This is a genomic window from Providencia sp. PROV061 (genome assembly GCF_011045655.1).
In the GTDB taxonomy this organism is placed as follows: Bacteria; Pseudomonadota; Gammaproteobacteria; order Enterobacterales; family Enterobacteriaceae; genus Providencia; species Providencia hangzhouensis.
The window spans coordinates 2,862,923-2,884,023 of record NZ_CP042861.1; the positions used below are offsets into that span (position 1 = coordinate 2,862,923).

The 21,101-nt window shown below is 37.3% G+C and carries 17 protein-coding genes and 1 pseudogene; 4 read left to right on the forward strand and 14 right to left on the reverse strand.

The genetic code is table 11. The features are described from left to right. Nucleotides 1-35: 35 nt before the first annotated feature. The 6 genes from FVA72_RS13030 to FVA72_RS13055 all read right to left on the reverse strand — a co-directional run bounded on the left by FVA72_RS13030 (nt 36) and on the right by FVA72_RS13055 (nt 7,757). Nucleotides 36-1,589, reverse strand: coding sequence for an AbgT family transporter (locus FVA72_RS13030; RefSeq protein WP_004263378.1), 1,554 nt, complete (start codon nt 1,587-1,589; stop codon nt 36-38). Between the two features lie 294 nt (nt 1,590-1,883). Next, nucleotides 1,884-2,291 carry a phosphate-starvation-inducible protein PsiE gene (psiE, locus tag FVA72_RS13035; protein WP_172412229.1) on the reverse strand — a complete coding sequence of 136 codons (408 nt, stop codon included), beginning with the start codon at nt 2,289-2,291 and terminating at the stop codon, nt 1,884-1,886. A 183-nt stretch (nt 2,292-2,474) separates the two neighbouring features. Then, complete coding sequence (locus tag FVA72_RS13040) at nt 2,475-2,888, reverse strand: GFA family protein (RefSeq protein ID WP_094961219.1); 414 nt, start codon at nt 2,886-2,888, stop codon at nt 2,475-2,477. Between the two features lie 74 nt (nt 2,889-2,962). Beyond that, a complete protein-coding gene (locus FVA72_RS13045; protein WP_094961218.1) occupies nt 2,963-3,232 on the reverse strand; it encodes a hypothetical protein in 270 nt (89 codons plus the stop codon). Nucleotides 3,233-3,399: 167 nt separating this feature from the next. Further along, nucleotides 3,400-4,887, reverse strand: a complete 1,488-nt coding sequence (locus FVA72_RS13050) for a DUF3999 family protein (protein ID WP_110591576.1) — start codon at nt 4,885-4,887, stop codon at nt 3,400-3,402. After that, complete coding sequence (locus FVA72_RS13055) at nt 4,884-7,757, reverse strand: DUF2339 domain-containing protein (protein WP_110591575.1); 2,874 nt, start codon at nt 7,755-7,757, stop codon at nt 4,884-4,886. Before FVA72_RS13055 ends, FVA72_RS13050 begins: the two co-directional genes overlap by 4 nt. Nucleotides 7,758-8,340: 583 nt before the next feature. On the opposite strand from FVA72_RS13055, the gene FVA72_RS13060 reads away from it, so the two are divergent. Both FVA72_RS13060 and glpX read left to right on the forward strand, forming a co-directional pair. Then, the gene (locus FVA72_RS13060) at nt 8,341-9,264 is read left to right on the forward strand and encodes an AEC family transporter (protein WP_110591574.1); all 924 of its coding nucleotides are present in this window, start codon (nt 8,341-8,343) and stop codon (nt 9,262-9,264) included. 162 nt (nt 9,265-9,426) lie between these two features. Then, nucleotides 9,427-10,404 (forward strand): class II fructose-bisphosphatase, encoded by a 978-nt coding sequence (gene glpX, locus FVA72_RS13065; RefSeq protein WP_405030019.1) that lies wholly within the window; start codon nt 9,427-9,429, stop codon nt 10,402-10,404. Between the two features lie 75 nt (nt 10,405-10,479). On the opposite strand, the gene dtpA is transcribed toward glpX, so the two are convergent. Next, nucleotides 10,480-11,946 (reverse strand): dipeptide/tripeptide permease DtpA, encoded by a 1,467-nt coding sequence (dtpA, locus tag FVA72_RS13070; protein WP_004263350.1) that lies wholly within the window; start codon nt 11,944-11,946, stop codon nt 10,480-10,482. A gap of 946 nt (nt 11,947-12,892) precedes the next feature. Between dtpA and FVA72_RS13075 the strand changes: the two genes are divergently transcribed. Then, nucleotides 12,893-13,921: a tetratricopeptide repeat protein gene (locus FVA72_RS13075; protein WP_110591573.1), complete on the forward strand. Its 1,029-nt coding sequence runs from the start codon at nt 12,893-12,895 to the stop codon at nt 13,919-13,921. A 113-nt stretch (nt 13,922-14,034) separates the two neighbouring features. Here the strand turns inward: FVA72_RS13075 and dpiA are convergent, their stop codons facing one another. From dpiA to FVA72_RS13100, 5 genes and pseudogenes are all read right to left on the reverse strand, one after another. Further along, complete coding sequence (gene dpiA, locus FVA72_RS13080; protein WP_004263346.1) at nt 14,035-14,715, reverse strand: two-component response regulator DpiA; 681 nt, start codon at nt 14,713-14,715, stop codon at nt 14,035-14,037. Nucleotides 14,716-14,958: 243 nt separating this feature from the next. Continuing rightward, a pseudogene (locus FVA72_RS13085) lies at nt 14,959-15,348 on the reverse strand (VOC family protein). Between the two features lie 317 nt (nt 15,349-15,665). Further along, entirely contained in the window at nt 15,666-15,953 is a 288-nt protein-coding gene (locus FVA72_RS13090; protein ID WP_137019042.1) for a hypothetical protein, read from the reverse strand. Between the two features lie 657 nt (nt 15,954-16,610). Next, on the reverse strand, nt 16,611-17,183 hold the full coding sequence (locus FVA72_RS13095) for a cytochrome b/b6 domain-containing protein (protein ID WP_137019044.1): 573 nt from the start codon (nt 17,181-17,183) through the stop codon (nt 16,611-16,613). Between the two features lie 409 nt (nt 17,184-17,592). Continuing rightward, the gene (locus FVA72_RS13100; protein ID WP_137019046.1) at nt 17,593-17,781 is read right to left on the reverse strand and encodes a hypothetical protein; all 189 of its coding nucleotides are present in this window, start codon (nt 17,779-17,781) and stop codon (nt 17,593-17,595) included. Nucleotides 17,782-18,818: 1,037 nt separating this feature from the next. Between FVA72_RS13100 and FVA72_RS13105 the strand changes: the two genes are divergently transcribed. Continuing rightward, nucleotides 18,819-19,238, forward strand: a complete 420-nt coding sequence (locus tag FVA72_RS13105) for a hypothetical protein (RefSeq protein WP_137019048.1) — start codon at nt 18,819-18,821, stop codon at nt 19,236-19,238. Between the two features lie 538 nt (nt 19,239-19,776). Here FVA72_RS13105 and FVA72_RS13110 read toward each other — a convergent pair. Further along, nucleotides 19,777-20,349, reverse strand: coding sequence for a hypothetical protein (locus tag FVA72_RS13110; protein WP_137019050.1), 573 nt, complete (start codon nt 20,347-20,349; stop codon nt 19,777-19,779). Nucleotides 20,350-20,696: 347 nt separating this feature from the next. After that, nucleotides 20,697-21,065 carry an HK97 gp10 family phage protein gene (locus tag FVA72_RS13115; protein WP_137019053.1) on the reverse strand — a complete coding sequence of 123 codons (369 nt, stop codon included), beginning with the start codon at nt 21,063-21,065 and terminating at the stop codon, nt 20,697-20,699. Nucleotides 21,066-21,101 lie beyond the last annotated feature (36 nt).

The window sequence follows — 21,101 nt, forward strand, 5'->3', positions numbered from 1 at the left end:
CCCTACCTATTTAATAGGTAGGGTATTGGCCCTACTTATGGTGCAGGATGCCATGTGTAACCACTGTCGAAACCAATTGGGATATCAAAAGCCCAGAATAAATATAATGTTGAAGTTAAAATAATTAATAGCCCAACGGTGAATGGGATCATCATTGAGCACAATGTTCCTATTCCTGCATTTTTATAGTATTTCTGGCAATACATCAGGATTAACGGATAAAACGGAAACATCGGTGTGCTCACATTCATTGCAGAGTCGCTGACACGAAATGCCGCTTGTGTTAATTCAGGTGAAATTCCGACTGCCATTAGCATAGGCACTAATACTGGCGCCATAATTGCCCATTTTGATGTCGCAGAAGTAATCATAATATTTAAGATAGCCGTTAATAGAATAACGCCAAAAACGGTCATTCCAGATGGCATATCAAGTGTACGTAATAACTCAGCCCCTGAAAGCGCTAATAATGTGCCTAAATTAGAATGTTGGAATGAATATAAAAATTGGGCAGCAAAAAAAGCAAAAACAATAAATGGGATAAGTGACTTAGTAATATTTTCCATTGCCTTGACAACATCTTTTGTTGATGTAAAAGATTTCGTCATATAGCCATAAACAATGCCTGGCAAAGCAAAGAAAATAAATAATAAAGGCACAACAATTTGCATGATAGGTGCTTTAGGGCTAGTTAAGCTACCATCAGGCCCACGTAATGGAGAGTTCTCTGGCCATAATAGTGCAAATAATCCGATACCTAAAGCAATTAGTACTAAACCAGAAATACGAAAAGCACGATTCTCAGCAGCAGTAATTTTACCTAAATTTTTTTCAGAATCAGTATCAACTTCGTTTGAACTGATTGGGCAGTTTTTATTTAGCCATGGTTCAACAATCTTCTCAGTGATAAACCAACAGGTAAAAATAACCCCGAATGTACCACCCAAACTAAAGAAATAGTTACATAAAACATTTACGCTATAACCCGGCGCTAGCATTTGTGCAGCATCTTGCGTAAAACTTTGCATTATTGGGTCAATAATTGATGGCGTATAGCTTGCAGTAAATCCCCCCGCTAAGCCTGCAAATGCAGCAGCAATCCCAGCTAATGGATGACGACCACTCGCATAAAACATCATTGCTGCAACTGGCATTAAAATGACATAGGCAGAATCTGAAGCAATATGAGAAACAATCCCCACAAACACCACTGTAGGCGTTAACATTCTTGGTGAAATAAACGACAACATTTTTTTCAATGCGGTATTAATGAAACCACTGCTTTCAGCAATACCAATACCTAATGTTGCCACTATCGTGATACCAAGAGGAGGGAAATTAATGAAGTTTTTAACTGCCGCAGTGATAAATAATATGATTTCCTCATACTGAAACATATTAACTATAGCAATTTTTTCTTTTGAAATAGGATGGTAATAACTAAAATCTACGAAAGAAAGCAGATAAGATAAAAACCAACATATAATCAGGGCGTACACAAACAGCATAGTCACATCAGGCATAACATTACCGATGCGCTCGACACGGTTTAAGAACCCTTTTTTCTTGGGAAGTGTTTTTGTTGTCATATTTACAAGCTACTTATGTTATTAGAATAGAAACTTTATAACAGTAAATAACCTATATATAAAAGTAAAATATTTTTGTGATTAGTTTTTACAGGATAAACCAGTTACAAAATAAAATATTAGAATTATTTATATTAATTTTAATTACCAAAAATTACATATCTTAAATTTTATTAACTTATAGATTTAAATGCAGGGTATATCACTTAAGTATTTGACTTCGAGTCTGCGCATACAAAAAAAGGAATAATAATTACACTTTTTTTGTATGCAAGTAAATTACACTAATGTATGTTATTCACGCTTTAATTTTTCAGTATTTGCAATATAAAGTGCAACGACTAGTACCAAAATCGCCCCTGCATGCAACAAAGTTGTCATAGGGTCACTATGATCAACGATAATTAAACGAATAATCGCAGTAATACCAATATAGATAAAATACCTTAACGGGAAATGATAGCCCGACATAAAATATTTTATTATCAAGGCAATAAACTCAAAGTATAAAAAATAAATGACAATGCCTTCTAACAACTCATAGGCCGTCGCCCCTTTTGAGCTACCAAACATTAATGAAGCCATTGTCACCGTTTCTTTAGCTAAAAAGAATACAAGTACGGCAGCGAGTGAGATCAAGCCAATATTTAATATCCATTGTAGTACCCACGCGATATTACTCGCATGACGCATTCCTTTCATACTATTCATTTGTTATTCCTCTGAACAACTTCTAAACCTAGTCATTACCTTAATTGTAAAACAAATTTAAGTCGACCGCATGACAAATAAGAGGTCAATTTAACGAATAGAATCAAAAAATATAGTCTGATCGACTGCCACTGCATTCCTTATTACTTACTATTAAATCTATAGCCACAGAGTTTAATCCGATGATGGGGACATCATTTCCATAATATCTTTCTCTGTCAACATGGGTGTTCTTTCAACAAAGTTATAATATTTGGGCTTACTATCTATGTAAATTTGCATACTCATTTGCGCATCTTTACTCTCTTTAAATAAAGCTGCTGATGCATAATATGTTGAAGGTGTGAGTAAATGATAAAAAAGGTGTGAACCACAATTCTTACAAAATGCACGTTCTCCCCATTGAGATGATGCAAAAATTGACACAGACTCTTGCCCCTCTACCATTAAATCGTTACCACAATCAACACTAAAGCCAGGGCCGCCATTCCATTTTTGACACATTCCACAATGGCATACACTGACATGACTAATATCTTTTGCTGTTGTGATTTTTACAGAACCACACAAACATTGGCCTTGATGCATAGAATTTCCTTTATGTAGGTCGTAGATTTATTACTCAATATACGCATGTTTACAGCAAAAAATTCAGATATGACTTACTTTTCATGTATTCTGAATTGTCGGCCAGTAAAACGTTTATCGTTAACAATATTACGCAACTGAGAACTATCAAGTTCTTTCGCTTCCCGTTCAAACTCTATATCTGCTTCATTTTGGTCTGTATTTTGTAACACATACTCATACGCTACTTTATTGTGCGCTATAATTTCTGTTAATACTGTATTATTCGCAGCTTGAGCCGCTATTGAAAAGCCAGTCAAAATAACGATCATAATAAATATACGAGCTAGTAATGTTTTTTTCATCATTATCTCCTATTCCGTTATGACTGTTTTAGCGCAAATCCCTGTCAGAAAAAACAGGCTATAAGTAAGTGTTCTCATGATTAAGTAAAGAGACGTCAGAACTGTCAATGACGTAAATCGAAACCAAATAGGGTACTATTCCCTATTTGGTTAATACCAATATCTAGTTATAATTCTTCATGATTCGCCTTATCTGTAGAATTGACTTCTCTTAACAAATACCAGCAGAAATATATTAGTACTAATATTCCAACAAATAACAATACCCATAAGGTAATCGTCAACCAGTTAAAACTACCGTCAACCACTTCCGTTATAGTTAGCCTATCTACACCACCCAACTCAATGATTGTATTATCAAGAAATAGCTGAGGATAATTTGTCATTAGCTCATCAACGCTATCTGGTTTCCCTACAAGCTGGCTTGTGGTCAATTCATCAAAACTAGCTTGTTTATTCCCCCAAACAAGTAAATACGGAGCGGGACCTTGCAAATTAAAAATAAGGTTATAAGCATCTCGTTTTCCCGTTAGCCTTGGTGGCTGATCTTCCCAACTCCCTTTGAGGGCTGAAATTCTTACTTTCCCCACCATTTCACCATAGAGCGCTGTGCTCGGATTGCTAATTAAATCACCATCTATTGTTTGATTATATGCAACAATGTTAGTGAGTAATTTCCAGCTTTCACCTCTATCAGATGAATACTCTATTTTTAGTGGGATCACACGGTTTGATTGTTGCAATTGTATTTGTAATTCACTCAGTGGCTGTGCTCTTGGTAATTGATATATTATATGATCTTTTGAAACACCATCATTCGTCATCTCAAAATGAAATAGTTCTTGACGATAAGTTGAATTAAGCACGCTAGAGGTCGCATTGACCTTTAATAAGTCAGGTATAACAATATCTGGACCACTTACTATTACAGCCATAAGATAAGGTGCATTCAATGCCTTTGAGTTGCCATTTAATAACTCAATATTATTGCTTGCAATAGTTTCTGAATTTAACTTCAAATTCATAATCGGCTGATTAGTGGCTATATTTAGCCAATTTTCTTTGTCGTCACTGGCAAAAATAAATACCTTTGCCTGCCATTCTTTCTCGCTTTTAGCCCAGTCTAATACTAGGTTTTTAATTGGCGTATCTTTAGTTTGACTTTGATTTTTCGTTAATAAATAAGCCTGATAAGCCACGTTGTCTTTAACTTGCATACTAGGCAACTCAATTCTATTCACTTTGCCAGGGATAGATTCTACTAATAGATGTTGCTTTTCTCTACGCACATCATCATGGGAGTTAACGCTATCAACCTGAGTGACCAAACGCTGTGGTGTAAAAATGTTCTTTTCATTTGAAACGGATTTTTCCGTATCAGAAAATAATACTGAAGGTATTTCATTACCAGTACCATTAAAGACTCGAACATCTTGCAACGTTTTGGGGTACGCTGAGTTCATATACGCATTTACGGGAAGCTCTAACCAGTAAAAAGGAGCCGATGAATCAAGCACATTTATTTCTGAGCCTTGATAAAAACTATAAGGAGTAACCTCTTCTACTGCCTCTGCATTCAAATGACTTGAGAACAATAATGACAATGAGAAGACTGCAATGAGCCTTACTAGTCCTGTATTTTTAATTAAACTCATGGTTGTATCTCCTTTTCAACTTTCCCTTTTGTATCTTTTGGTGGTAATGGCGAAAAATACCCAACAATTAAAATTAATAATGCAACACCAATAAAAGAAATTGCACGAGAAATACCACCTTGCCCGTATATATCAATTAAGAATAACTTGGCAATAACACAAGCAAAAATACCAGCCCCCATAAACCACCAAATTCGATTTTTCTTAATAGAGGCAATAATAATGCAGGCTAAGGCAGCCAGTGCCCAACTGATAGAAAGTACAGTTTGCACTAAGCGTGAATCATAAAGTGTGTCATAGCTCCAATTTAGCTCAGCAAAATCTGCTATTGCACGAATTAAAATACCGTTAAACCAATAAGCAGAAAGTGCAATTGTGACTACTAACAAACTACGTAAAACCCAAAAGTTAACCGCTGTTACTTTACGTATTTTTTGAGAAAGCCCTTTACGTATTAAAACTAACGTAGCGATACTAAATAACCCAGCTTCATCTAATGGATTGATTAACGGTATATAATTCCAAAATGTCAATTTACCATCTTCTAAATTAGCATAGCCGGACAATATAATTAGCCCGATAGCAACAGGAGTCATCGAATACCAATAAATCAGTCCATTACGTTTCATCGGTGGCATTCTATTTTGTTGTAGCCAATAGAGAACAATAACAGTTAGCGTTATGGCCATGACATAAATAAAATATCCCATTTCGTGCATGCCCCAAGGTAAAATGGAGACGAACCAATTTACTTGAGTGGTAATAAATGCAAGAATTAGCCATAAATTGGCGCTATGGAGTATTCTTTGCATCCAACGGTCACGAAGCTTATATGCATGAATAACAAATAAAACAGAACTACCTAAAACAACTGGCCATATGAGAGAACCTTCACCACGCCCCATTGGGTTTTGGTCGTTTAAGAAATCTAAACCAAGATAATAATAACCTGCAATCCATAGAATAGACTGGCAAAGTAGCAAAGGTACCCAATTAATATAGATAGCATATAAACGCCAGAACCAAACTGAAATAACAACCAAGACTAGAATAATAAAGCCTTCAGACTCACGGCTCCATGATAAAATATCAGTAAATAACGGTAACCAGCACAACCAAGTCACCAAACCAATAATTAAGAAACCATAACTAAATAAAGTAAAGTTACTGTCTTCTTTACGACGAATATGGAAAAGCCCACCAGCCATAAAGCAGGCTATTAATAGCACAGGAACCATATAAGTACTACTACGACTCCAATATAAATAAGGATAATCACTTAACAAAGTGATTGCGCTAATAACAATTAATAACGAGCCGATAGCCGCCATTTTTTTCTGGTTTTGCTGTAAACCGAACCAGAGGATTAACAACCCTTCTAATGACCAAATAATCGAGGTCCACTCAAATGTTAGCGCTAATGGAATAGCTAAAGTGATAAACCCAGCACCGATAATAATATTTGCTAACGCCATATTCTTGCCAGCGGATTCATAGCGTTTATGCACTTGTAAACCAGTAATCAGATATAACAAACCTACTATCAGTGAAATAAAGGCTGGCAGTAAACCTTCCCCTTCTGAAATAAAGAATTGAAGTGCAATACTGATAAAAGGAGGGACAAATAGAAGTGTATTATCAACAACCAATTGCTTACTGTGTTCAAAGCGTAGTGAGAATAGCTGTGTTAAGGCATTAAATACCACTAAATTAGCGATAATAAAAAGTTGGCAAGATAAATAATAGTCTGACTGGTAATTATCTAACCCCCATAAAATGGCAACACCATAAGTCATCACCATACCAACTAAATTTAAAGGTCGCCAAGCTTGCCACACACTAATAACTAAGATACCAATTGATAACATCAAATAATAAGAAAATAAAACAACATGGCTTCCACCGCCAGTCGAAAGCAATATAGGTGCTAAATACCCACCTATCGATGCAAGAACAGCTAAACTAATTGTGCGTTGCAATAATGCCAAAGCAATACTTGCCGCGCAAATAAGTAACATAAAAGCAAATGCCATCCCATAAGGCATCATCGTATACAGTTTAAATGCAGCAAAAATAGTAATATACAAGCAACCAATTGCCCCCCCTTGTAAAATCAACCCAAATAATGCCTTTTTATTCCGTAGCCACCAGCCAGTACCTAATAAAGCTAAGCACCCTACTGCGCTGAAGATTAAACGCATTTGAGGTGAAATAATTTCATTTTGCACACTGTAATTCAGCAAATATGCGACACCTAGGAATAACAGTAGGATACCAATTTTAGCAACCGGGTTTCCTTTCATTAACCAACTAAAGAAATGATTGAATATTGATTTATCGTCACTGGCAGTATTTTGCTTTGTCTCAGGTTGATTTTGATTAAACCGATTTGCGTCTACTCGCTGTGCTTGCGTGTTATCAAACCTATTCGGATTGATACTTTCATTACTTAAAGGATGATTAAGGGAATTTTCATGGGTAGTTTGTTCCCTCATGAGAGGCGAGTTTTCTGTATCCGATAAATCATGCTCTTTTTCAACTGGCAGACAAGTCACATGGCTCATTGAGGAAATTTCTTGCTGTTTGTCTTGTTTAGCATCAACACCCGAAAGAGATTCGCTCCCCTCTTGCTCTATGTGCGTATTTTGTATTTCATCTAAACCTGATTGGGAAGACGTCACACTATCGACAGATATACTTGGCGTGTATTTAGCGTTTAAAAGCTGGGCTTCTAATGAAGAAACCTTCTGATTTAACAGCGAAATTTGGTACTGCATCCGACCTGTTCGATTGATGGCAATGATAGCAAGTATCGGAGCTAGCACTAGCAGGAAAACGAATACAAGTCCTATTAGTATCCAAGTGTCCACAAATAGGTTTCCTCATAAAAAAATTCACAATTTAGAATCTGGAAAATAAAGGCTGTGATTACTGCTAGTGTAGATAGCATTGATCCCCTTGCCAACCAAATGTAATAAACTGTTACAAAATAATTCATTACATCCTGCTTTAGGTATACTTCTGGTAAAAGAAACAATACCTTTCTTTGATGATTTATTAATACTCTCATTAGTCATTTTAGTAACTAAGAAAACCCTTAATCATCGTTTAATGATTATTTCGCTCATAAAAAACAAACAATTGATTAAGCGCCTATATTTTTTGATGTTCTGTTTTTGATACTCATAATAGTACTAATAAAATTTTATTAGTACTATTATTTTTATTATGTTATGTATACAACACCTTTAACATCAATATATTAATCTAATAATTACTATCCTTAAATGATTATAGTTATTTAAAATTACATTAATTAGTTTCTTTATTAAACATTGCTAAAAACATATGTTCTTTAATTTAAATAAAAGTAACCACAAGGGAAAATATTAACTGTCATTTTACTGACTTTTATAAAGCAAAACCTACCAAAAAATATCAGGAGAGTTTTTAATGCTAATTCACATTATACTTGCCGCTTTAGGGCCCATAGTTCTTGGATTAGCCGTTGGTTGGCTATCGGGTAAATATGGGTTTATCAAACGAGAGTATTCCCAAGCCTTTGCTGACTTTGTGGTTAAAATAGCATTACCGTTTGCATTATTTCTTGCAGCCGCACAAGCACCGCCTTCAGTATTACTCAATATTGACTATTTATTAGCGCTAGCCGTAGGACTAATTGCAACGTATGTGATTGGTTTTATTTTTGGTAAGTTTATTTTTCGCCACACTAAAAAAGATGCGGCTATGCAAGCACTATCGGTGTCTTTTCCTGATATGGCCTACTGTGGGCCACCTGTATTACTTGCAACTGTCGGGTCATCAGGCTTGATAGCTATGGTATTAGGTAACCTGATTTATACCGTTATTATTATCCCATTTACTCTATTAATGATCAGCGGATCACAGCAAGGTAACAGTATCTTAAAATCAGTTGCTAAAGCCATTGCTCAACCCTTAGTTTTTCTCCCGATTCTAGGCGCAATACTCGCTATTTTAGGTGTTAAATTACCTGAAATATTACAAAACTCGGTAAACGAATTGGGCAAAACCGCGGGCGGAGTCGCTCTATTCTTCCTTGGTCTGCTCCTTTCAGGGATCAAACTTACAATTAGTAAGGAAATTATATTTAACGTCTTTATTAAAAATTTTGTTCAAGCCGCACTCATTTTAGGCACTGGACTCGCCTTAGGTTTACAAGATGATTTACTTAAAGCCGCGTTTATCATTGGTGTACTACCCACGGCGACCGCAGTTCCCGCATTGGCTATTAGCAACCAAGCCTACACTGAAACCTCAGCAGGAACCGTGTTATTAAGTACATTAGCCGCATTAATTTCGATTATCGGTGGTATCACTATCGTCGAAATGCTTTAATTATCAAATAAATAGTCGCCTATATTTAGGCGACTATTTCATTATGGCGCCAAATTCTCTGATGATTTAATCACCCATTATTTGCCAGACAGATCACAAAAAACGTATCATAGTGATAGGTACTTTTCTTTTATACATCTGGGATATGAACAAAAAATGAAAATTAGTGATGAGTTAGCTTCTGCTATCGCTTCCGTTACCGAGGTTGCAGCAGTGGCTGCCTTCGATTGGGTGGGAAAACAAGATAAAAATGCCGCAGATAAAGCCGCTGTAGAAGCGATGAGAAATCGCCTAAATGAAATTGATTTTCACGGTAAAATTGTCATTGGTGAAGGTGAAATCGACGACGCTCCCATGTTATATATTGGCGAACAAGTTGGCAAAAAATCAGGTTCTATTGGCTTAGATATTGCGGTAGATCCTATCGATGGAACACGTATGGTAGCGTGTAATGAAAAAAATGCCATTGCCGTACTTGCCGCGGCTCCAACAGGAACACTACTTCAAGCACCTGATATGTATATGGAAAAACTTGTTGTTGGGGCTGCCGCTAAAGGGGCCGTTCATCTGGCAAATCCCCTAGAAAAAAATTTAGAATTCCTTTCTTCTGCACTTAATAAACCCATTTCAAATCTTTCAATCGCAGTGCTTGATAAACCTCGCCATCAACATATTATTAAAACTATCCGTAGTTTTGGTGCTAATGTGATTACCATCCCTGATGGTGATGTCCTCGCCTCATTACTTACTATCCTTCCTGAACATCCCATTGATATGATGTATGGAACTGGCGGCGCTCCTGAAGGCATTATCAGTGCAGCTATCGCTCGTGCTTTAGGCGGTGATATGCAAGCAAGACTAATTTCGCGAGATAAAGCCAAAGGAAATAGCGAAGAAAACAAACAACTCGCGGCACAAGAAATATTGCGCTGTCAACAAATGGGGTTAGAAATTGGTGAAGTGCTATCTTTAGACCAGATGGTGAGTACTTCTGATGTCATATTTGCCGCCACAGCTATCACACCAACCATCTTGATGGATGGTGTATCAATAGATGCGTACAGCCGTATTTCAAATACCATTTTGGTTAATGGTAGTGACCGCTCGCTAAAACTGATTAATAATCGCTATTTTAATTAATACGTCTATTACCGTATGTCACATATATCAAAAGGGCTTTTTAGCCCTTTTGATTACTGCGATTTAAGATGAAAATTAACGCTCAAGAGTCATACGATTTAACATCGGAGCGGTTAAAACCATCACAATTGCAATCACACCAGTCACTAAACCAATCTTCAAGAATACGTCACTGTACACAGCCAAAGATTCGACTTTGCTGGTAAGTTCACCTTCTGGTGCTGCTGCCATTGAAGCAACGTACCCTGCAATAAATGCGGCCGCTGAGTTTGTTAAGAACCATGCGCCCATAATAAAGCCCATTAAACGCTGTGGAACCAACTGAGCTACCATCGCAAGACCAAGGCCTGAGATCATCAGCTCACCAATACTTTGGAAACCGTAACAAATAACCAGCCATTCAACAGAAACAATCCCCGCTTCATTTGCAAATTTTGCACCTAATGGCAAAACTAAGAATGCAGCAGAACATAACAACATACCAATCGCGAATTTATGTGGCATTGGTAAGTTATCGCCCATTTTATTATAAATCGCGGCTAAAATTGGGCTTCCAATCATGATCCATAATGGATTCAGAGCTTGGTATTGTGCGGGTTCAATAGAAAAGCCAAAAACCTCATGCTCTACGTTATGTAATGCAAAGAAGTTTAATGATGTCGGCATTTGACTATAAAGAACGAAGAATACTATCGCTTCAAGCATTAAAATTAATGCAACAATCATTCGACGGCGAGCCGTACCTTTCAGTGCTAATGTTTCTTTGATAAAGATAACTAGAATACCCAAAGAAATAATCGCTAATGCTGTACGAGCGATACCGAGGTTATGCAATAGCCATGTAGAAATCGCGATTAATGCAATAACCCCTGCTACTGTAGCAACTAATCTTGAAAGAACAACAGGAGCAAAGTCAGGTTTTGAGCCATGTTGAGAAACCCATTTTTTACACATATAGAAGTTAATCAATGTGATAATCAGGCCCACAACACTAAGAGAGAACGCGACATCCCAACCATAATGTTTTGCTAACCACGGCGTTGCAATCATTGAGAAGAATGAACCAATATTAACGGACATATAATACATGGTAAATGCGCCGTCTAACCGTGGGTCATCTTTTTCATAGCAGGTCGATAAGAGTGATGATGGATTCGCTTTAAATAAACCATTACCAACTGCAATGGTTGCTAAACCAACATAGACCATCGATACATCATGCCCTGAGAAAGCAACAAATGCATACCCTGCAATCAGAGTGATTGTTCCAAGGACAATGACACGTTTTGTTCCAAGGACTTTATCCCCTAACCAACCGCCAACTGCAACAAAGCCATAAACTAATGCTGCAAACGCTGAGAAAAGTGTAATTGATTCTGTTTCTGACATACCCAGCACTTGGCTTAGGTATATTGGAAGGATCCCTTGAAGACCGTAGTAACCAAAACGTTCCCAGAGCTCGATAGAAAAAATAAGATAGAATGAGCGAGGTTGCTTAAACGCGTTAAGACTAACTTCCTCTTTGTTATTTGTTGTGGACACAAGTTACCTCTAGTACAACCTGTACATATGCAAAAAAACCACGGAACGCTCTATGCGCTCTCGCATTGTTATGATCTCAAGAATTCAAAGTTGAAAAGATTCACTTTTGGTAGGAGGAGTATCATTCCCTGACCTCAAAACAAACAAAACTGTGTGTAGACTTGTTTATGGATCTCAAACATAAATTCAATGAGTTAAAGCATATTTGATTATTTATTCAACATTAACTGACAGATAACCCGCCAAGAACCCAATAATCAATTAAGCCATATACGTTATTTATGCACCAAAATTAAAGAATTAGCTAGTATTAATTACTACTTGAATTGAATTTAATCGTGATTTACTTCAATTTTTTACAAAATTGCCAAATTATTATCGATTACTAATTAGTCATTTGTTTATTAAATGTTAAGAATATTATTCTATAGTGAAACTATAACGCCCTATTTATAACCCTATGATTTATTGCTGTAAGCATTATGGGAAACTAAAAATATCCATAACAAATGAGCACTTTTTTCTTTTATGATAAGAAAGGATTTAGAGAATAGCAGCTGAATAGACATTCAAACTGGAATTTTGGATAAAAAAAAGCCCAGTAACAAACTGGGCATAATGCATTCTACTCAAGGATCTTTTGCTAAATTCAAACTATCACTACGTAGGCGCATTATTACATTACTTCGTGTAAAGAAATGAATGATGAGGGTAAATATATGAATGTTTACGCAAGCAAACAGTATATAGATACTAATAAGACTGGCTAAGAAGGAAAAAAGTTCATCTTTTTTTAAAATTTTTATCTGTTCTTTGCCCAATGTGCTAATAGCAATAATTAACCATTTGATTTATTAGAGTTAATATAAAATATCTTTCATATCATTGCAGGAACTTATCTAACAAGATAACGTAGCCATTAAGAGCTTAGTCCAAAGGATGTCATGTGAAAAAAATATTTTTATTGTGTTTTGTCTTTATTAACGTATTTTTCCTCCCTGCTTTTGCAGAAGAAACAACGCCACTAATAAATGAAAAAACGCTAATTGCACTTGCGGAACAAGGCCAAGCCGAAGCTCAATTTAACTTAGGAATGTTTTATCAGTCTCATCAACAGTTTGACCAAGCTTTACATTGGTACCTTCTTTCTGCCAATCAAGGCTTTACAAAAGCACAAATTAACCTTGGCCTGATGTACCAGCAAGGAACTGGGGTAGAGCTAGATGAAAAACAAATGCTGCATTGGATGAAAATAGCAGCCGAAAGTGGTGACCCTATTGGCCAGATGAATATGGCCGAATATACCTTATATGGCATCAATGATTTATTAGAGAAAAACCCAGAAGAAGCTGAACGGTGGCTAAAAAAAGCGGCTGAACAACATTTTCAACCTGCGATGCTCACCCTCGCCTATTGGTATGAAGAGGGAAAAGCTATCACAAAAGACCCGCAAAAAGCCCAAAAAATATATCTTGCTCTTGCGGAAGAAAACCATCCACAAGCGCTGTATTTATTAGGCTACCAAGCAGCAGTAGGTATGTATGACAAGGTAAACTACCCTCTCGCGTTTCAATATTTTACCCGTGCCGCAGAATTGGGCTTTTCCCCCGCTCAAAACAGCTTAGGTATGTTGTACTTAACTGGACAAGGTACCAAAAAAGATATCCAATCAGCTATAAAGTGGCTAACCCTAGCTGCTGAACAAGGTGAAGCTTCAGCTCAATTTAATGTCGCGCTTATCTATGCGCGCGGCGATGGTATCAAAGCCGACCAAGCAAAAGCCTGTCACTGGTTTATCAAAGCCGCTCAGCAAAATAGTGCCGATGCGCAATATGCAGCAGGAGCTTGCTACCAATATGGTATGGGTGTTGAGGCCGATGATAAAAAAGCCCTACGCTGGTATCAACTCGCAGCCGCTAAAGGCCATGAGCGGGCTGAAAAGAAAGTGTTAATTTTAAAAAACCAGCAGCAATAAACTCTATTTTTCCAACTTACTGTTGTACCACTTATATAAGTAAGATACAGAAAATCTGCATTGTTTATAACCAATGCAGAGCTTCTATCGATATATACTATTAATTCAAACACTCACAACTTGGCGCGGTAAATCCGTTGCGGTCGGCCAACTTTGCCATACTCAATTTCGGCTTCAATTTTATCTTTCGCTAAACAATACTCCAAATAACGTCTTGCTGTAGTACGACTAAGTTTGATGGTTTCAGCAATACTTTCTGCCGTATATTGCACATCAGGTTCAGTAAACAACGCGAGTATTTTTTCAAGTGTAATGATATCAATACCTGTTGGAAGTTCTTCCTTTGATTCCCCTCTCGCATAAGTATTAAACATATCGTCAATTTTACTTTGATTGGTTTTGCTATTTTCCTGTACAACAGATTTACGTTGAATATACCTATCCAATGTTTGGCCTAAACGTTCATAAGCAATTGGCTTCACTAAATAGTCAAAAACGCCTAAACGAATAGCTTCAGAGACTGTGTCCATATCACTTGCGGCCGTCGTAAATACAATGTCTGCATTATTTCTTTCTTGTATTAACTCATGAACTAGGTCAATGCCTTTTCCATCAGGTAAATAGTTGTCTAACAAGATAAGATCTGGCTTCATGTATTCAATCATTTTTCTCGCTTCCGCAAGATTACCTGCAAGCCAAACTTTGTCACATGCAGGATAGGCTTTTATATATTCGCTGTGCATTTCGGCAAGCAGCAACTCATCTTCCACTATGAGGATTTTTATCTTGATCATTTTATATCTTCACTTTCGGAATAAATGTAGATTATCAACCAATCCCTTTGATTTTATTACACATAATAATCTAAGGTGTAAATTAGGTACAAGCTCAGGTACAAGCAAAACACGGGATACAAATCATTAAATGTCATTCTAAAGCGAACCTATCATGTCGTATATTGCTATATTTGAAATAATTAAATCCAATATTGCAGATAACGAAACACCAACCAGAGATATGATTAAGCGTGTAAAACACTAGCCCCATTTTCTATTTTGTAAAACGACTCTATACCCATCGCAATCACTGAAGGTTACTCCGTCAACATCTCAATATGGGTTAAATGATCTCACTCTATTAAATCCTGCATTATCCATTTTCAAACAAGCACTGAGCCACTCATCTCGATTGGGAATATACAGTACTAATAAATCCTCATTTGTAGGGGATGGTGATACAGGGTGCTCATGGCATTCAGTAAATTCAATATGCCATCCCAGATTTACGTTTCCTAGCATACATCCGCTGAAGCCATCATGATTTGAAAATGAGCCAATTATTTCTAGCCCTAATCCACGACTATACATTTCACTACTTTTTACTAAGTTGCTAACTGGCCTAGCTATTCGAAAGTGCTGAAAGCTCATGATTACCACCTTTTGTTTAAACTCTTACACGAGTTCAATTATTAATTAACTATCAGCCGATACTTGTCAAATCCTGAGCAATCAACCGAAAAATATATTTCATCTGATAGGCTACCCTCTTTAAGAGGTGAGGTTAATTTGTACTCCTCAATATGAAGTGTACAAAATAGAATAGGTAGGCTGGTGGACTTATTCGAACTGCCCCGATATTTTCGGGTTAGTTAAAGGTAGGCAACTAATTGTGGGTTAGCTTAAAGAGGTGAAATGCCCTCTTTAGATTTTTCGATTTCAAATCGACTTATTGATACTAACATTTACTAACAGGTAACTATCTGCGCCCCTGTTAGCTGATAACCATTAAACCATTCATAGCGACCTGTATCCGTGACTTTGTTTCCTTTCTGGCAGGTCATAAGCTCCAGCGCGTTAATATCGAATGCCACTATCTTTAACGGGTACGGGCTACGCTTGTCACTCTCAGCCTGAATAGTCATCGTGGCCATAACTTTACCTGTGGCTGTTTTAACTCGCTCAGGGGCTTTTATTACCGTTCCTGATGTGGTGATCCTGATTGATTTTGCTTTTCTCATTTCTGGTTTATTCATCTTGATACCATCACAATATAAGCTATTGGTTAAAATAAAATGCTGATGGGACTCTGGAAGATTGGGTAATAATTCCAATTTCTAGGGGTGATCTAAACGTCAATTTATCCATGATGATACGGGATAATCCCGTATGTAGATATAACCTATTGATTATACTTAATTCCGTTAAATCGACGGAATCAAAATATAACTGATTGATAACGTTTAATTCTGTCACAAAACCAGATTAACGCCCATTGGTCATCGTTTCAGTGACCAATGGTAAGAGGTGGCAACGCATTGTTTGCATTACGAGAGGTCACAGCGACCACTTGAAACATTAGGGTAACATCAGGGTTAACACCTTACCGTAACCTTACCGTTATCGACTTAATCCTCACCGTAATCTCACCGTTATTTATTGGCTTAATCCTCCCCGTAACATCCCCGTTTAACCTTGCCGTAATCTTGCCGTTTAATCGCGTTATACGGACCGTAATAGGACCGTTATTTTAGCTTTAGTCATTCATGTTCAGAGTAGATAAACTATTGATTTACTAAGTAACGCATATTTGCGTCACGGTAACTTATTAGCATCTACAGATTGCAACAAAATATCATTTAATGAATATGGGCGACTAATCACCCATATTGCCAATGAGGTATCAAGCAAACCTATTTATTTCTACTTTTTTTCCAAATTATAAAATGAATAATCCCTAAACCACCGTGACCATAAATATAAATCTCAATTAAAATTGTGAGTGATTTATGAATACTTCTAGCCTCTAAAGCAAGTGGTGACTGCTGTAACCATAGAATAAACCATGCAATACCAGACAAAATAACAATTGATAAAGCACCTAACCCTAACCCTTGAACTGTCGCGGCAAGCCCTTTAGGTGAGCTGTCTGGTAGCTTTTTAGCTAAAAGAGAGTTTATATCTTCTTTGATTTGCTTAAAGTCCCCCCAGAGATAGGGATAAAAATATCTAAACCCTCGCTGGTTAAAACATAACACGACTAAAAAGAACGTTAAGAAAAAAAGCACAAAACCTGAAACGATATGAATCCAAGTGAATAAATAAGTCTCGTCAAAAAACGGAACAACTACTGACTTAGTTCCCGTCATCCAATTACTCACAATGATTTGTGATATTACCAAAAGTAGAATTAACGCATGTAAAATTCTTATTTTTTTAGTCTGATAAAGCCCAAAAAAATCCCAAATCGATTTTAATATGCTCACAATGCTTCACCTTTTTTATAATATTTCTCACAGACACAATTTAATAGCTTATAACACTCTTGTTTATGGCTTTAAGTCCTAAGCGTAGAATATTTTATATGAAATATAGTTCACATCTACCAATTAATTACGACCATCCTTTTAAGATGATTACATTTATCGTTATGAGATGTTTTTATTATCAGTATGAAATTAATATTCAGAGGACAAAATTGTCCTGTGGGTATCGCAATGCTTATTTGCATTGTGGTTACTTTTGGTGGTTACCAAAGTGGTTACTTTTATCTCATGGCCATGATTAGAATATTGCCAGCCAGTGACGAGCCTCCAATTTCAGAGCCTCATGACTCCTTAATCTCAAGGAGTCCTATTTAACCGCCTTAAGTACCCTTGATATCAAGGCAACCTATTATCGTTTAGGTGCTGGCTTCGTCCTTTGGTAGGTAGGTGCTGTCATTCTCCGCCTGTGACGCTCTTTAGCCTGTATTGTCTGGGCTACACCTGTTCTAATTGCTAACCTATCGCGTCCATTGAGTGATTGTCCTTGCTGGTGGGCTAACTCCATCATAACGGCTTCTATTGCTTCACGTTGTAACATGGCTATACCTCAAAGGTGTTGTGATTATCGCTATACCTTGATTGTGCTGAATTAGAATAATCAAAGCCCATCATTCCACTAGCATAAAACATGCTGTTTTGCTGGCAACCAGAGTGGCAACCGTCAAAATGGCAACCAAGTTATATCCGTCAAGACTAGTCCAAACTTATTACCCTTGTTTTGCTGCGTACCATTCTGCGTACTTTTACACAACATCATGATTTTATTTGATTATAGCGAAATGCGAGAATTAAACACATACCTACTGCGTACCTATTTGATTTTGGACGGGGCTTATAAATTTCTTTGGCGTGATGACAAGTTTTGACAAGTTTTCGACCACAACAATTAGCAACATTTACTTTGTTCTCATGTCTGGTTTTGTCTGGTTCTGATGTCAACAATTGTCAACATTCAGAGGATGAAGTATCCAGTAAAATATAGCCTTTTCGGTGGATACCAAAACGAATACCTTACAATCACTATAGCAACACCATAGTACCACCGTGGTTTATTTAAGTACCATTTCGGTACGTTATTATTGTGATTCTTTTTGTTATCAATATAACTACACCGTGTTTTTCGTATGGGTTAGCTATACTGGCTAATACTTAGCTACTTTGGCTAAAGGCACTAATTTGTGGTTTTGATATGAGGGCTTCATTTCAAGCCGTCCTCAGTATCAAGGGTAGCATTTCAACTGTCGCCCTTTCCGACTATGGCCATAATCACAATCGTTAACCCTCCTCAATTTTGAGGACACTGTTTCTATTGATAAATACAGGCTCAAAAATGAGCCGATTGATTCTATTGGTAAAATTAGACTGTGCTCAAATTTGAGCTTTGCCATGTATTCAGTTAGTTACAAGGCGCAATAATACGCTTTGCTTGTTTTACAGTAAGTTACCCTGACTTTGTTATATTAAGTTATACAATCACTCCTTAAATCCACCAGCAATTTTACATTTTCTAATCTGTATAACACTGTTATACACTGATATAATAAGCACTCATTGAGCTAATAACGGACTATTATCATGAGTAAATCTAATCTTATTGCCTTTCGTTTACCTGCTGAGCTGCAAGCCCTATTTAATGATGCTGTATCGAACTCTGGCAGCGATAAAACAGCATGGATAGTCTCAGCTATCAAAGAGAAGTTAAACCGCCCAGACAGCAATCCTGACGCTCGTATGTTATCGCTAGTGGAACGCCTAGAATCGTCTGTGGCGTCTTTAATTGCTGGTAAGGCAGATATCCCACCGTATACCTATAATGAGTCTGCTGTCGTTTCTGTTGTTAATTTGGTGCTATCAGAGGGTATAGATAATGGGCGCATTATTGCTGAACGAATTAACGAGGCTGGCTATCAAACTAAAGGCGGTAAAGCGTGGGATAAGGATATTTATTCAGCGTGGAAGCGTCACAAGGATATAGCAGGGAAACTGAGTAGCTAATTACCCCTGTAAAACTTGGTATTCAACTGCGCATTAAACCTTAGCATTTCTTAGCATCTAGTGCGCAATTTACCGATACATTCCGATACATATCAAACTGCGAATGATTACTAAGTTTTACTAAGTTCAATGTGTAGTTTTATGTAGTAGTAAACTGCGAACAACCTTAACATTTCTCAACAATGAACCATAACAATTGATAACAGGTCATCATTGAACAAAACCAGACAGAAAGCGGCTTTAATACTACATTCCACCTCATGGCCAACTGCGAAATTCGCACTTTTGTTCGCAATTTTCAAACTGCGAATTCGCAATTCTGTGCGCAGTTTTAGTGCGCAATTTTGGCATCAATGCGCAATTTCATTAGATACAAAATACTATTTATTTATCAATGCGTTAATTACTAACGACTCACATTAACTATTTAGCGTTTTTGCGCAATAACCTCTAGTTTTCCCTAGTAGCAAGGCTAGTTTTGGCTAGTAGTAAAATATTAATGGCGTGAGGTTTCGTGAGGTGGTACTGCGTGAAAATATTAGGTTATCGTTATCTTAGTACCTGACGTTAATTTATCGACAAATGGTATAAACGCCTGCCAGTAATAATCCTCTAATCTTGCCTGTTCTGCCACTTTCTCCCTGAATTTCTCCCATCTCATGCCCTTGGGTTTATCGAAAGAATACACATGCTTGGTTAAGTTACTAACATCTGGACTATAACCCCAAATAGCAAAGCGGCCTACTCGCACCTTGCGCCTTAATCGGTCAAGCTTGTTTTCGCTCTGGCTGGCATAGTGGAAATTCCAACACGACCTACAGGCTAAATCTTTACGACTAAAATAAAGCTCTGCTCTACGTTTGCGGCAATAGGGGCATGAATACCAATAACGAACGCCATAACCTGCTTGAGTGGTAACGAGTGATAAAGAAAATCGCTTATCGCCTATAACGACCAAGTAATTATCACCATTTTTACCAATGATTAATTTACCTGCGCTAGTATCCCACTGTAGCCCTTCACCATCGTTTTTAAACTTTCTGATAGCAGCTATAGTGCCATGCCCGATAGTTGGCAATGCGTCCGTATAGTGCCTTGATTGTGGTCTCATAATGCCTCGCCATTTCCAATCCGAAATAATATGAGTTTTTCATAAGTTGTCATTCTCATTATTCCGCCAATCCCTGTGATACCAATAGATACAAGCCTATTTCAAGGTAAGATTAATATTCTCTTTTTATGGACTGAAAAAAATCTTGCTACGATGTCCGAAAACTAACCGCTAACGTGTCCGATAATTAGCTGCTAACGTGTGTAAAAACTCCCGTTCTACGATGTGTAAAAACTATTTGCTACGGTGTATAAAAATCATCACCCCTAACGTGTCACATAAGTCGCTAAAGTGGGGTGAATTCTCGCATCACCGCCCTCGCGCGTACTGTTCACGAAAGTATCGAGTTAACGCTTCAATTCTTCCTGAATATACTTAGTTAAATTGGGTAATGTTTCCTCTACACCTTTTTTCAAGAACTCTTTTTTAGCCGTTGGGCGTTTAAACTTCTGCTTAACTTTCGGGTCATGCACATAAGCGGCATAGCTGGCGGAATAACCAATACGCCCCGTTACTCGCGTACCGTTAATGGTGACTGTGCGAAACTGGCTATTAATCAATGTTGAGGTATCGATAGGCGTATAGAGTGCGGCCTGTGCTCCAGCGTCGATAAGAAACCGCTGCATAGCGCGTGATACGCGTTGCTCTACATGTTGGCAATATTGCTGGAACGATTGATTACGACCTCTTCTCTTAGAGACTTTCACTTTTATCATTGCTGTACTCCAATAAAACTAAAGGGCAGAAATCTG